Raw genomic sequence first — 13,709 nt, 5'->3', positions numbered from 1 at the left:
ACTACAACTGATGTAAACGTTGCTAAAGTACAGTTTACGCTGATTAATAGTAAATAGCGCTGGTTCAGTCTTTTTTCAAAGACTAAAAAAAGCGGCCTAAGCCGCTTTGGTGTTATTAATATGCTTAATTAAAAGTTGTACTTAACAGAAAACTGTAAACGGTCTAAATCTCCGTCAATACCACTTTCAGTTTCACGCTCGGCATGCTTAAACTCAGCACCAAATGTCAAACGTTTAACGGGTGAGTATAAAATGTTTGCACTGAAGCTTTGACTTGATTCAACAGGGTCACCCGAAATGGTTAATAAATCAGTGTTGTTATCAGCACTAAAGAAAGAATATAAGAAAGTTGAGCGCCACTGGCTTGTCCACTTATGCTGATAAGCAACAAAGCCCGAGGTTGAGTCAATTGCATCTAACTCATCACCATCAAGTACTGCACCGTGTGCTACATTTAAGCCCACGTAACGGCCAAGGCCTTTACCTTGAGTAAGCATAAATTTAAGGTAGTCTTCACCAAAATTTACACGGCCCGAAGCGCTAATACCAAATGAAGTTTCATCAGCGTCCACATCGCCTACTTTATAAGTAAGTTGGCGAGCAAGTGCTGCAACTACAAAGTTACCCCAGTCGGCGTTATGTGTGTAACGTGCAGTAAAATCAGGAAGTGATGCATCGTCTGTTTCTACACGCGCGCCACCTTGAGTGGTAATAGTGCTCTCTGGGTTCTCTAAAGAGAACGACCATGCGCCTGTTGTGTATTTAATTTGTGTTTGGCGAACAAAAACAGTGCCCTCGGCTGGGCCGACAAAATCAAGCGTTTCAGCAAGTGCACCTACGTTTTGAAAGTTTGACCATGTTTGGCCAAATAACCAACCGTCGTAAGTTACAAATGCATGACGAATACGTGGAGCATAAGAATTTGATACACGCTCGTTACCGCCAGGGGCAGAAGCTAAAAAGTCTAGCTCAATTTTAGTTTTAACTGTTTTACCGTTATCCATTAATGTGGAAGTACCAAAGTTAAAGCGTGACTCACGTGCATGCATATCAAATACAGCATCTGAATCAGCATCATCGCCTACGGGCACTGTGCTTGGTACATAGAAGTCACGCCCTACACTTGAACCAGAAGGGGCTCCTGCAGAGTAGTCACTCCACATAGTATCAAGCTTAATGTATCCGCCGTAAGTAAATTCTGTGTTGCCTACTTTAGCTGCAGTTGCCGCACAAGCTGTGCTTGTTAAGGCACATAACACAGCGCTCGCTGCAAGAGTTTTTAATGGGGTAAATTTCATTGTGGTGTCCTTTAAAGGCTACTTGTTGTTTGTTGCTTTTTATACGTTCAAATGTATTACTTGCTACTGGTATTACTTACGAATAAAACTTTTACTTATTTTGCTTCACGCTATGAATTCATCCGTTAAATAAAGGTTTGAGTAGCATGGTCACATTATTTTAATGCTCGAAACCACTTTTAAATATGTGCAAAATTTACTCAATTACCTATTGGTCTATAAGACGAAGGTTTAAGGGTAATTTAGTGACCACTTACTTATATTTAACATATTGTATTTCTATGTAAAAAAGTCATGAGCCGCGTGATTATAAACCACAAAACGGCAATTAGAAGGGTTGTACAACTAAGGTCTAATACTTAATAAAGTACTGCTGAGTAATCCTTAATTCATGGCAAGTTATTAAAATGGAGACTGAGATGTCACAAAGTATCTATCCTGTTCCTGCACATATTGAAAAAACGACGTTAGTTGATAACGATAAATATAAAACACTCTACAAACAGTCGATTGATGACCCACAAGGGTTTTGGCGTGAACATGGCCAGCGCTTAGATTGGTTTACTCCTTATACCAAAGTTAAAAACACCTCATTTGATAAAGGCCATATAGATATTAAATGGTATGAAGACGGCGTTTTAAATGCTTCTTACAATTGTATTGATCGCCATTTAAAAACCAAAGCTGATAAAGTGGCGCTTATTTGGGAGGGGGACAACCCAAACCAAAGTGAAAACATTACCTACCAACAATTACATGATGAAGTGGCGCGCTTTGCCAACGGTTTAAAAAAACTAGGCGTACAAAAAGGTGATCGAGTAGCTATTTACATGCCAATGACACCGCAGGCAATTTACGCCATGCAAGCTTGTGCGCGTATTGGCGCCATACACTCGGTTGTATTTGGTGGTTTTTCTCCTTCAGCTATTGCTGACCGTATTAAAGACTCAGGCGCTAAAGTGGTGATCACATCTGATGAAGGGCGCAGAGCGGGCAATTGTGTACCATTAAAAGCTAATGTAGATGAGGCGGTAGCCCAAGAATCTGTTACAACAATTGAACATGTTGTTGTACACCAGCTAACCGGTGGCGAAGTTGATTGGAACGAGCATGACATTTGGTGGCACGATCTCGTTGCTGATTTACCTGCGCAGTGCGAACCAGAGCCCATGAATGCAGAAGATCCACTCTTTATTTTGTATACGTCGGGCTCTACCGGTCAACCAAAAGGGGTTGTGCATACTACAGGTGGTTACTTAGTTTACTCATCAATGACCCACGAGTACGTGTTTGATTTACAAGAGGATGACGTATATTGGTGTAGCGCCGATGTGGGTTGGATCACAGGGCACAGCTATATTGCTTATGGTCCATTGGTTAATGGTTGTACACAAGTAGTATTTGAAGGGGTGCCTACCTATCCAACAGCAGGGCGTATGGGTGAGGTGATTGATAAGCACGGCGTCACCATTTTATACACTGCACCAACGGCTATTCGTGCGTTAATGGCCAAAGGTGATGAGCCAACCGCGTCTTCAAAGCGTGAAAGCTTACGTATTTTAGGCTCGGTGGGTGAACCTATCAACCCAGAAGCATGGGCTTGGTATTACGAAAATATTGGTAACGCTAGTTGCCCAATTGTAGATACGTGGTGGCAAACTGAAACAGGCGGCATTATGATCACCCCACTGCCGGGTGCAACCCAAACAAAACCTGGCTCAGCAACCCATCCATTTTTTGGTATTGCACCCGCGTTATTTGATGCAGAGGGTAATACGCTTGAAGGTGCGGTTGACGGTAATTTAGTTATATTAGATAGCTGGCCATCACAAGCGCGTACTGTTTATGGCGATCACGAACGCTTTGAACAAACCTATTTTAGTGCTTACCCTGGTGTTTATTTTACAGGTGACGGTTGTCGTCGTGATGAAGATGGCTATTACTGGATCACAGGGCGAGTAGACGATGTGCTTAATGTATCAGGGCATCGCTTAGGCACCGCTGAAATAGAAAGCGCGCTGGTAGCCCACGAAGCAGTAGCAGAGGCTGCAGTAGTAGGTTACCCGCATGATATTAAAGGCCAAGGTATTTATGTTTACATTACGCCAAACGAAGGCGTTACTGTCAGTGACGAGCTCACAACGCAAGTGCGTAATTGGGTACGTAAAGAACTAAGCCCGATTGCCTCCCCTGATATGATTCAATGGTCGCCAGGTTTACCGAAAACGCGTTCAGGTAAGATTATGCGTCGAATTTTACGTAAAATAGCCGCAAATGAGCACCAACAGCTAGGGGATACATCAACCCTTGCAGACCCAACCGTGGTAGATGAGCTCATAGAAAACCGATTAAATCGTTAAATGCGCGTTAAAAACTTGATTACAAGTTGATTCTAAACGTAGTATATCGGCTGTCAGTAAGTATGTTATACCTTATTGGCGGCCGAATTTATTAGGAGCGAACCATGAGTCAGTTTTTAATAGCGGATGATCATCCGTTATTTCGTGAGGCACTAAAGGGAGCATTAAGTGCTAAGTTTGACGATTTAGAGGTATTTGAATCATCAGATTTTGACAGCACATTGCAAGTACTCAGCGAACAAGAAGATCTTGATATATTACTGCTAGATTTACACATGCCAGGCAATGGTGATTTATATGGCCTGATCCGCATTCGCGAAGACTACCCAAGTTTACCCATAGCGGTTGTCTCAGGGAGTGAAGACATCAACATAGTCTCTAAGGTAATGGGTTATGGTGCAATGGGTTTTATTCCTAAGTCATCGTCTTCAGATGATATTGCCAATGCTATTAACCAAATACTTGAAGGCGATACGTGGCTACCAAACGAATTAAAAAATAAAGTAGCTGAAATAGAAGGAGAGGACAGAGAAATTGCCGCACAAGTCGCCTCGCTCACGCCGCAGCAATACCGTGTATTGCAATACCTGCATGAAGGGTTACTAAACAAACAAATAGCTTACGAATTGCATATTTCAGAGGCAACCGTAAAAGCACACATTACTGCTATTTTTAGAAAGCTTGGGGTCTATAACCGTACACAGGCTGTTTTAATTGCCGCTAAACTACAGTTAGAGCCAATAGAGCAAGCATAAATATAATATAAAAGTGAGGGCGTTTTATTTTCAGCTATTAAATCGCCCTAGCTTGTAAAACGTTTAATTAAAAAGCCTGCTCGTCTCTACACAACTTAATTTTACACTTAAAATGTACACGTCATTTACCTTTTATACATGATCTCTTTTGCAAACAATGCTAGGTTAGCGCAATTTTGTAATTTATAGAGCTAAGTATGACAGACTCCACACACTCACCTAATAATCAACCTAAAGACAATAACGGCTTGTTTAATCGCTTCTTAGCAACCGTTGAGTTTTTAGGAAATATGCTTCCGCATCCCATTACTTTATTTGCGATATTTGCAGTTTCAATTGTGTTGATAAGTGGTATAGCAGATTGGTTCGGATTAAGCGCCGTAGACCCAAGGCCTGTTGGCGCAGCAGGGCGTGCACCTGATGGCGTGATTGAGGTCGTTAGCTTACTCAGTGCTGAGGGGCTTCAGCGTATTATGGCTGGCCTGGTTACTAATTTTACCGGTTTTGCTCCCTTAGGCACCGTACTAGTGGCACTACTTGGGGTAAGTGTTGCTGAGCACTCAGGTTTACTCTCTGCTGCGATGCGAGGCATGGTTATGGGCGCGTCAAAGCGCTTAGTTACCTTTATGGTGGTGTTTGCAGCCATTATGTCTAACACGGCTTCAGAGCTTGGTTATGTGGTTTTAATACCGCTTGCAGCGATGATATTTCATAGTTTAGGGCGCCACCCTTTAGCTGGCTTAGCGGCTGCATTTGCTGGTGTGTCTGGTGGTTATAGCGCTAATTTACTACTCGGTACAATAGACCCACTATTAGCGGGTATCACAACACCTGCCGCACAAATGATTGACCCAAATTACGAGGTTGGGGCTGAGGCTAACTGGTATTTCATGATGATATCGGTATTACTTATAGCCGCCCTTGGTACACTGGTTACCGAAAAAATAGTTGAGCCACGTTTAGGTAAATACAACCCAGATGAAGCCAGCATCGACTTATCACAAAACAATATTGATACACTTACCGCGCTTGAAAAAACCGGTTTAAAGTGGGCGGGCGTCGCGCTATTAGTAGTGCTATCTCTATTTGCTTGGACGATTATTCCCGCCGATGGCATTTTACGCCATCCAGAAACAGGCCAGGTAGCAGGCTCACCATTTTTAAAAGGCATAGTTGCCATAATATTTGTCACATTTAGTGTGCCAGGCTTTGTTTACGGGCGTGTTGTTGGCAGTATGAAAAACGATAAAGACATTATTAACGCAATGAGTAAAAGCATGAGCTCAATGGGTTTATATATTGTTTTAGTGTTCTTTGCCGCACAGTTTGTGGCCTTTTTTAAATGGACTAATTTAGGCACTATTTTGGCAATTAACGGTGCAGCCCTGTTACAGGCCTTAAACCTAACTGGTCCAGAAGTATTTGTATTGTTTATATTAATGTGTGCATTGGTGAACTTGAGTTTAGGCTCATCATCGGCGCAGTGGGCGATTACAGCACCTATTTTTGTGCCTATGCTTATGCTTATTGGTTACGCGCCAGAAACTATTCAAGCGGCTTATCGTATTGGTGACTCTGTAACTAACTTAATCACCCCAATGATGAGCTACTTTGGACTTATTTTAGCGGTGGCGGTTAAATATAAAAAAGACATGGGCATAGGAACGTTAGTAGCCACCATGTTGCCATACAGCATCGTGTTTTTTATTGGCTGGGTTATTTTATTTTACGTATGGGTATTTGCTTTAGGGCTGCCAGTAGGGCCTGAATCACCTATTTACTATACGCCTTAACACGTTAATTGGCATAAAAAAGCCAGCAAAAGGGAAGAGCCCTTTTGCTGGCTTTATAGTATGTAAAAGGGGTTTTATACAAATCCGCAATAATACTTAATCATTTTCAGGGGTTAAACGTGTCGCTATCTGCGTTAAAAAATTCTCATTTACGACTGCATGGATGCAGAAGGTAGAGCAATGCAGGAGCAATTGCCGAGAGCAACTAAATAGCGAATTTTTTGCCTTGCTATCAACACGTTTATCCATCCTCAAAATAGAACACTTAATTATGCGGATTGGTATTAGCTAAATACCACGGTTTTATTACCGTTAATAAATAGCTTGTGTTCAGAGGCAAGCTGAAGCGCTTTGCTAAATACAGTCTTTTCTACGTCTTTACCCATTTTAGCCATCATTTCAGCAGTGTTAGCGTGCGTTACGCTAGTGACGTCTTGTAAAATAATAGGGCCCTCATCTAGCTCATTATTTACAAAGTGAGCTGTGGCACCAATAATTTTTACGCCGCGCTCAAATGCTTGATGATACGGTTTAGCGCCAATAAAGGCCGGTAAAAATGAGTGGTGAATATTAATAATTTTGTTCTCAAACCGGCCCACAAATTCTGGGCTTAGTATGCGCATGTATTTTGCCAAGCCAATAATGTCTGGGTTATAAGAGGCAATTAAATCACCTACTTTTTTATCATGCTCTGCACGGCTTAGGCCTACGTGTGAGACAACATGAAAAGGCACATTAAAGCCTTTTGCTAGTGGTTCTAAATCTGGGTAATTGGCGATTACAGCCAATACTTCAATATTTAACGCTTGCTCAAATTGCTTGAGTAGTACAGTCCCTAAACAATGCGCTTCTTTTGTTGCAAGCAGCACCACTTTAGTTTTTGTATCATCATGCAGAGCAAGTTGTGCACCCTCAGGTAATAATGCGCGTAATTGCGATAAAAAGTCGTTTTGTGGTTCGCCCGTTAGCTCAGTGCGCATAAAAAAACGTTTGGCGTCTTTATCTACAAACTCGTTATTACGTGTAATATTTAAATTGTGCGCGTGGCAAAGCCCAGTAATTTTGGCAATTAGACCTACATCATCGTCACATTGGGTGGTTAGTATATAGCTCATTTTCCTCATTCTTACCCAGATTATAATTGCTTCATTATTTGGTTTTTAGCGCATAAAGCAAGGAGTTTATGCGTAAATTCAGAATTAATTAGTCAAATAGGTATAAATGATTCAATAAAGTGAAGAACAATTAAAAATACGTTAACAGCATGGCACATACACACCCAATTTTTAACAAGGTGGTGTTTACAAAAAGGGTTAAACAGTTAGTAGGTGGTGCGCGGTTTGTAACCTTGTTGGTTAGGCTACAAACCGCGAAGCCGGTTAGCGCTTACAAATATAACAAAGCGATTGTTAAGCTTTGGGCTCTGGCGTTGAGTTTTCTTCTTGCCTTAAATAGCCTGCAGCCTCTTCATCCTCTTTCGTTATAGCTTGCTGAGTAGGGATTGCACGGGTCTGTTGGTTTAGCTGATGTATTTGTGATGCATTGCCTAAATCGCGTTCACTGGTAATTGAAGCGATTGATTCGCGGTCTTTTAGAAAGGCTATCACATCATTTTTAATCGCTTGTAATTGACCTTCGTCTTTATGCATTTCCATAATATGGCGAGGGTGCTCAAGGTTTTTCATGCCAGTAGCTGCAAATGTGCTCGAAATAACACGAGAGACAATGACCCAAGGCGTTATACTGCTACGCACTAAGGTGTTTTCAGAGCGAGTGCTATCGTGAATACCGGTTCCTGTTGAAATTTTTGACTCAGTAAATGTGCCTTCGCATTTGAAGTAAACTAGTAATGATTCAAACTGCATTTCAGCAAAAAATAAGTGTGCGCAGTTAGCCAGTAAGCGCGCAAAAGCTTTAATTATCACTGCTATTATTAAAATATGAACACTGCTCATTAGTAAGCTACTAAACTGTGTAACATTTTGATTATTAAACGCTTGTTGTAGATTGTTAATGTTAGCGCTATCTATATAGTAATAAATATCTATTAATGAATAGGCTAACAATACCGTTAATACTAACGCCACAATATAAAGTAAATTAGCACTTATGAGTGAAACTAATCTTGCGAGGGTAAAGTTTTTTCCAAGCTCCACAGTGTGAAGTTTAGGTTGTACCTCTTGAATCATTTCGCCTCTAAAACCGCCTTTGCCTTCAATTTGCTCTTGCAGTTTTGGGTCTAACTCGCGGTAAACTCTATTTGGCACTTCTTTGTAGCGCCTATTTGCCATAACAAGGTTATCAAGGTTTATAAATACTTCATCAGGGTGAACAGACTCTTGCCAGTTTTCACGTAATTCTGATACTTCTGCGCTAGGGGTTACAGTATTTAAGCGTGCTTTAACCATTGTAAATACAAGTGTGCAGCTTAACGTTGCTAATATAATAATAGCAATCAGGTACAAGCCAGCATGTAAGTTTGGCAGCTGCGCCAGCCATGTGTCTATTTCTTGCTTGCTGATATGCTGCTCTTGCATCAACCACGACATAGACAGACCAATAACAATAGGCAAAATAAACGACAACGAAATAATTTTAGCTAATGTCCCGCCTCCCAGCGCTTCAATGTTTCTTTCAGCATTGCGAGAAATCGGCTTGCTACTCGAACGCCAAGAAAAAAGCACATAAAACATCAAAATAGCACTGTAAACCGGAAAGGCTAATTCGCCGGCTTCGCCGGTAAAGCCCGACAACGAAACAAAGGCAACAAGCCCATAAGCAACGAGTGCAACAAGCGTACTCACCCACGAGCCAAATAACCGCTGTGCGACATTGCGTATAGGATAAGGTAAAAATAATAGTTTGGGGATTAAGCTGTGTAACAAACGAGATAAAAAGCCGTTTGGTTCTTTAAAAGTACTGTTTTTACGACCAACCAGCATTTCTTCAAGTGATTGAGCATTATAGGCAACCTCATTTTTTTCTTCCTGCGCTGTAGAGCTTTCTGACTTACTAAAGTTGTACGCAAGCGAAGTGGGGTGATTCCTGCCAACAAAGTATTTTAAGGTAGCATAAATACCCGTTGATAAAGAGCGAATACCCAGCGCTAAAATGAACATGCCAAACAGCATTAAAACCCAGCCTGCGGTGGTATCTTCTTTCACCGAGCTTGCAGCTATAACAAGTAAACTGATGCCTGTAATTGACTCAACAAGACCTCTTGCTGCAGTTACTTTACCCTCTAGTTTAAAGGGGTTTTTTAATCCTAGATCAATAGAACCATAATCAAATGCCATTGTATGCTCCTTTTAAACAGCACATTTTTGAAGGGGAGGTTATTATTTGCGTGTATTTTGACCAGATTTAAGCATGGCTAAACTGAGCCACAAGGTGCTGTTTATATGCTGAACCAGGCAATTAAACGCGAGCTTTTTTATATTATTATTGAATTTTTGATTATATATCAATTACGTTGTTCAGTTTAAGGTTATTTTACAGTGATACATTTGTTAAAAATGGTTTAAGTTGCTTGGAGCGCAAATGAAACTGATTTACGTAGATGATAATTTACCCGGTATAACTCGTAAGCGCAAAAACAAAACGTGGCTGTACTTTGACCCTATAGGCAAGCAAATTAACGAGCAAAAAGTGATTGATCGTTTAAATGCGTTAGCGTTTCCGCCCGCTTATAAAAATGTCTGGTTTTGCCCTGAAGAAAATGGCCATATTTTAGCTACCGGGTTTGATAGCAAAGGTCGCAAGCAGTATCGTTATCACCCTGAGTTTAGAGCCCAGCAGGAGGCTAAAAAATATCAATCATGCGGTATATTTGGCAACAAGCTCCCCCTTTTACGTGCCCGTTTAGAAAACGATTTACAAGGAGATGAGCTCAGTGTAGAGCGAACCCTGGCTGCGGTAGTTAGACTTATGGACCTAGGCGCTTTGAGAGTTGGGAATGAGCGAAATGTAAAGCAGAACAAAAGCTTTGGCGCCACCACATTGCGTACACGCCATGCCAAGCTGACGGGTAAAAATATACAGCTACGGTATCGGGCTAAATCGGGCAAAGAGCGCGAGGTAAACATAACCGACAGAATGCTTAGTCATGTAATTAAAGATCTTCAAGATTTGCCCGGCCAGCATTTATTTCAATATATTAGCGATGGAGAGCGCACAAACGTAACCTCTAGTGAAATTAACCAGTATATTCAACAAATAATGGGCGAGGACTTTAGCGCTAAGCACTTTAGAACTTGGCGAGCCAGTGTTATTGCCTTTAAGCAACTAGTAAAAGCAAAAGGTGCACTTAGCTTAAAAAGTATGCTCGAGAGCGTGTCTGAACAGCTAGGTAACACGCCAGCTATTGCCCGTAAATCGTATGTTCATCCTGATTTAATTGCCTTGTGTAAAGAGGATGAGCAAACCCAAACTGCGTGGCGAGAGTCATTATCTTTACCACGAAAAACAAAATATTTAAGCCGCTATGAACGTGGTTTTTTAGCCTTTTTAAAGGATTAATTGCTGTGGCAACTTTACACACTACAGCAAATTAATTACACAATGCGATACACTAAACCTGCTTGTATTAAAAATGGAATATATTAAAACTTGTTTAATATCAATTGATTAAAGTTATATTTAAGTTTGGCACTGGCGTTGCACCTTCTTGTTACTGATTAGCAGTAAGTACAAAAGCATTTATCAACGATATTTAGCGAGGAGGTACACAATGAAGGGGTTATTTTCAAACCAAGTGTCTAAAAAGGTAAAAAGCATCACATTAAGCACCGCTTTTATAGGGGGAGCTTGCATAAGCTCTTTACCTGCTTTGGCCGCCTCTGAGCTTGAAAGTACTGCATTAGCAGGCTCTTCATTAATCACCTATAGCTCGCAGCAGCACCTTAAAAGTAACCAAAACTACTACTTTGATCAAAATGCAGCACAACTAATAGAACGTACTGAAAAAGCAATTAACTGGTATAAAGAAATTGTCAGCAATGGTGGTTTTATTCCGCTGCAAATAAGTGAACTGCTTGAATTAGGCAGTACAGGTAAAGAGGTAAACTTGCTTGCAGAGCGTTTATACCAGGAGCGTGATTTAAAAAATAATGCATGTACCGATGCGGAGTGTACTTTTGATCAACAAATTGAACAGGCCGTAAAGCAATTTCAGCGCCGCCATGGCTTAAAGGTTGATGGACGCGTTGGCAAACGCACTGTTGCTAAATTAAATGTACCTGCAAAGGTGAAGCTAAATAAGTTAAAGCTAAATTTTTATCGTATTACTAATTTTGCTGGCTCAAGCGATGAACAATATGTTTATGTAAACATACCTGAGTACACATTACGGTATGTAAAAGCGGGCGAGGTAAAACTACAAAATAACGTCATCGTCGGCAAACCAAGTTGGAAAACACCAGCCTTTAGTGACGAAATCGAAAAGTTTGTTGTAAATCCCGAGTGGCGCATACCTACCTCTATTGCAACCAAAGAAATAGCGCCAAAGGTGGCAAAAGATCCTCACTACCTTGCTAAAAATGACATCGAAGTTAGAAAAAATAGCTACTTAGACTCTAAAACAGTAAACCCCAGTAATATAGATTGGCAGGCTATTAAACCCTATCAGTTTGATCATTTTTTAGTTAAGCGTGCAGGGGATGAAAACCCACTTGGCGAAGTGAAGTATTTGTTTCCAAATCCTGAAGCCATTTATGTTCACGATACCCCAGCAAAGCAACGCTTTGGGCAAACACAGCGTGCGTTATCGCATGGCTGTATTCGAGTCGAAAAGCCATTTTCTTTAGCGCGTGAAATAATCAAGCACCAAGGTGAAACTCACACATTAAAACAAATGGATGAAGCTAGGGTAAACGACACCACGCAAACGTTTCATTTAGATGAGCCGTTACCTATTCATTTAGTGTATTGGACGGCCTGGGTTGATGAGGACATGCTCGTTAATTTTAGAGATGATATTTATCAGCACGACACAAAAGCATTACTTAATGACGAAGAGCAATCAGTTATTGCTGCATTAATAAAATAGATTATGAGGGGATTCATGCCGTTTATTCCATGTATTTTAGGGTGTGTACTAGCGCTTTGCGTAAGCCTAGGTGGTTATGCTGCAGAGCCTGTAAAAAAAGTGCACCCGAGCGTTAATATTCAAAATAAAGCAAATTTTGAAGATGCAGAATTTAGCCTAAAAATTAACGACATAGTAATGCCTTATTCGGTGTTTTCTGTTTTTGTGATGCCTAATGAAGCGGTTGAATTTGAAGTACTTTACGCACAATCAAAACGCAGCTATTCGTTTATTAATGACGACAGCAACGCCACCTTAACTGATACAAACCGATGGCAGTGGCGGGCACCTAAAAAGCCAGGTTTAACAAAGGTCATTATTGAATCCCCCGACAAAAAGCAGCGCATGACAATTAATGTGTTTGTAAAAGTGCCTGCAGGTGAAGTACAAGGTGGAAAGCTTAAATATTACCATATTGGTCATTACCCAAAACCTTCGCAAATTAAAGACAGTGAGCATTACATAGTGCCCAATGGCTTTGTAAAGGTGACACCTGAGAACGAAAATACAAAAATATCACCGCATTTTTCTCTTAAAGAATTTGTGAGTAAGCAACGAAGTAAACACCCTAAATACTTATTTTTACAAAACAAGTTGTTACTTAAACTTGAAAAAATACGCAAAGAGCTGATTTTAGAAAACATACCAGTTAAAAATATGGTGGTAATGAGCGGTTACCGCACCCCTTATTACAATAAAGCCATTGGTAATGTAAAGCTTAGCCGCCATGTGTTTGGCGACGCTGCGGATATATTTATAGATAACGATGGCGACTACCGTATGGATGACATAAACAACGACGGTAAGCACTCTATTGGCGATGCACAGGCGATGGCTGGTATAGTGGAGTCGCTTGCTAAGCGAGAGTCATTCAAAGGCTTATTAGGCGGTTTAGGTGTTTACGGGCCTAAGTCGCACCGCGGCGCATTTATACATGTTGATACACGGGGTTTTAAAGCGCGCTGGGTGAGTAAATAATATATGTTTAGTGGTCAGTTATTACGTTAGCAAAATAAGTATTGCTAAATGTTGATCACGTTTTATAGCTTACTCACAATTTAAGTGCAAAGCTTTAAATCAATACCAGCCATGTTATTAAAACACTTAAGGTATAAGACTCGTTAAAATGGATTAAGCGCAGGTTGAAAATATCAGAAATTAAACGGTTCCAAATTTCTTTAAACAGTGCTGACAAAATACAGGCGCTTATAATCCACATTGCTAGTAGTAGCGCCATTTTTACTGTGAACGAGTGTATATAAATATCAATAAGGCTATTCGTTTGATATGTATTTCCTACATCAAATGTCATTAACGTACACAACAAACTAATAGCCCACAAAGCTATACTCGCAAAGATATTAAAGCGCGTAGTAATTCCTTTTTTCATTAAAGTTAAGTCCTTTTTATTTATCGTT

General features: G+C 40.6%; 10 protein-coding genes. 6 read left to right on the top strand and 4 right to left on the bottom strand.

The window, feature by feature from the left end:
• Positions 1-128: 128 nt before the first annotated feature.
• A complete protein-coding gene (locus AN391_RS10710; protein ID WP_055015395.1) occupies positions 129-1,298 on the bottom strand; it encodes a DcaP family trimeric outer membrane transporter in 1,170 nt (389 codons plus the stop codon).
• A 419-nt stretch (positions 1,299-1,717) separates the two neighbouring features.
• Between AN391_RS10710 and acs the strand changes: the two genes are divergently transcribed.
• The 3 genes from acs to AN391_RS10695 all read left to right on the top strand — a co-directional run bounded on the left by acs (position 1,718) and on the right by AN391_RS10695 (position 6,206).
• A complete protein-coding gene (gene acs, locus AN391_RS10705; RefSeq protein WP_055015394.1) occupies positions 1,718-3,658 on the top strand; it encodes an acetate--CoA ligase in 1,941 nt (646 codons plus the stop codon).
• 104 nt (positions 3,659-3,762) lie between these two features.
• The gene (locus AN391_RS10700; RefSeq protein ID WP_055015393.1) at positions 3,763-4,413 is read left to right on the top strand and encodes a response regulator transcription factor; all 651 of its coding nucleotides are present in this window, start codon (positions 3,763-3,765) and stop codon (positions 4,411-4,413) included.
• 197 nt (positions 4,414-4,610) lie between these two features.
• Positions 4,611-6,206, top strand: coding sequence for an AbgT family transporter (locus AN391_RS10695; RefSeq protein ID WP_055015392.1), 1,596 nt, complete (start codon positions 4,611-4,613; stop codon positions 6,204-6,206).
• A gap of 284 nt (positions 6,207-6,490) precedes the next feature.
• On the opposite strand, the gene purU is transcribed toward AN391_RS10695, so the two are convergent.
• A complete protein-coding gene (gene purU, locus AN391_RS10690; protein WP_055015391.1) occupies positions 6,491-7,321 on the bottom strand; it encodes a formyltetrahydrofolate deformylase in 831 nt (276 codons plus the stop codon).
• A 294-nt stretch (positions 7,322-7,615) separates the two neighbouring features.
• Complete coding sequence (locus tag AN391_RS10685; protein ID WP_055015390.1) at positions 7,616-9,502, bottom strand: hypothetical protein; 1,887 nt, start codon at positions 9,500-9,502, stop codon at positions 7,616-7,618.
• 244 nt (positions 9,503-9,746) lie between these two features.
• Between AN391_RS10685 and AN391_RS10680 the strand changes: the two genes are divergently transcribed.
• The 3 genes from AN391_RS10680 (at position 9,747) to AN391_RS10670 (ending at position 13,269) form a co-directional block, all read left to right on the top strand.
• Positions 9,747-10,724 (top strand): DNA topoisomerase IB, encoded by a 978-nt coding sequence (locus AN391_RS10680; RefSeq protein ID WP_055015389.1) that lies wholly within the window; start codon positions 9,747-9,749, stop codon positions 10,722-10,724.
• A gap of 211 nt (positions 10,725-10,935) precedes the next feature.
• Positions 10,936-12,252: a murein L,D-transpeptidase gene (locus AN391_RS10675; RefSeq protein ID WP_055015388.1), complete on the top strand. Its 1,317-nt coding sequence runs from the start codon at positions 10,936-10,938 to the stop codon at positions 12,250-12,252.
• Positions 12,253-12,267: 15 nt separating this feature from the next.
• Positions 12,268-13,269 (top strand): D-Ala-D-Ala carboxypeptidase family metallohydrolase, encoded by a 1,002-nt coding sequence (locus tag AN391_RS10670; protein ID WP_055015387.1) that lies wholly within the window; start codon positions 12,268-12,270, stop codon positions 13,267-13,269.
• Positions 13,270-13,363: 94 nt separating this feature from the next.
• On the opposite strand, the gene AN391_RS10665 is transcribed toward AN391_RS10670, so the two are convergent.
• Positions 13,364-13,681 (bottom strand): hypothetical protein, encoded by a 318-nt coding sequence (locus tag AN391_RS10665; protein ID WP_055015386.1) that lies wholly within the window; start codon positions 13,679-13,681, stop codon positions 13,364-13,366.
• Positions 13,682-13,709: the final 28 nt, after the last annotated feature.

It is taken from the genome of Pseudoalteromonas sp. P1-13-1a, assembly GCF_001401875.1.
Classification (GTDB): domain Bacteria; phylum Pseudomonadota; class Gammaproteobacteria; order Enterobacterales; family Alteromonadaceae; genus Pseudoalteromonas.
The sequence above is the reverse complement of the archived record's forward strand: the minus strand, read 5'-3'. Positions and strand labels throughout refer to the sequence as shown.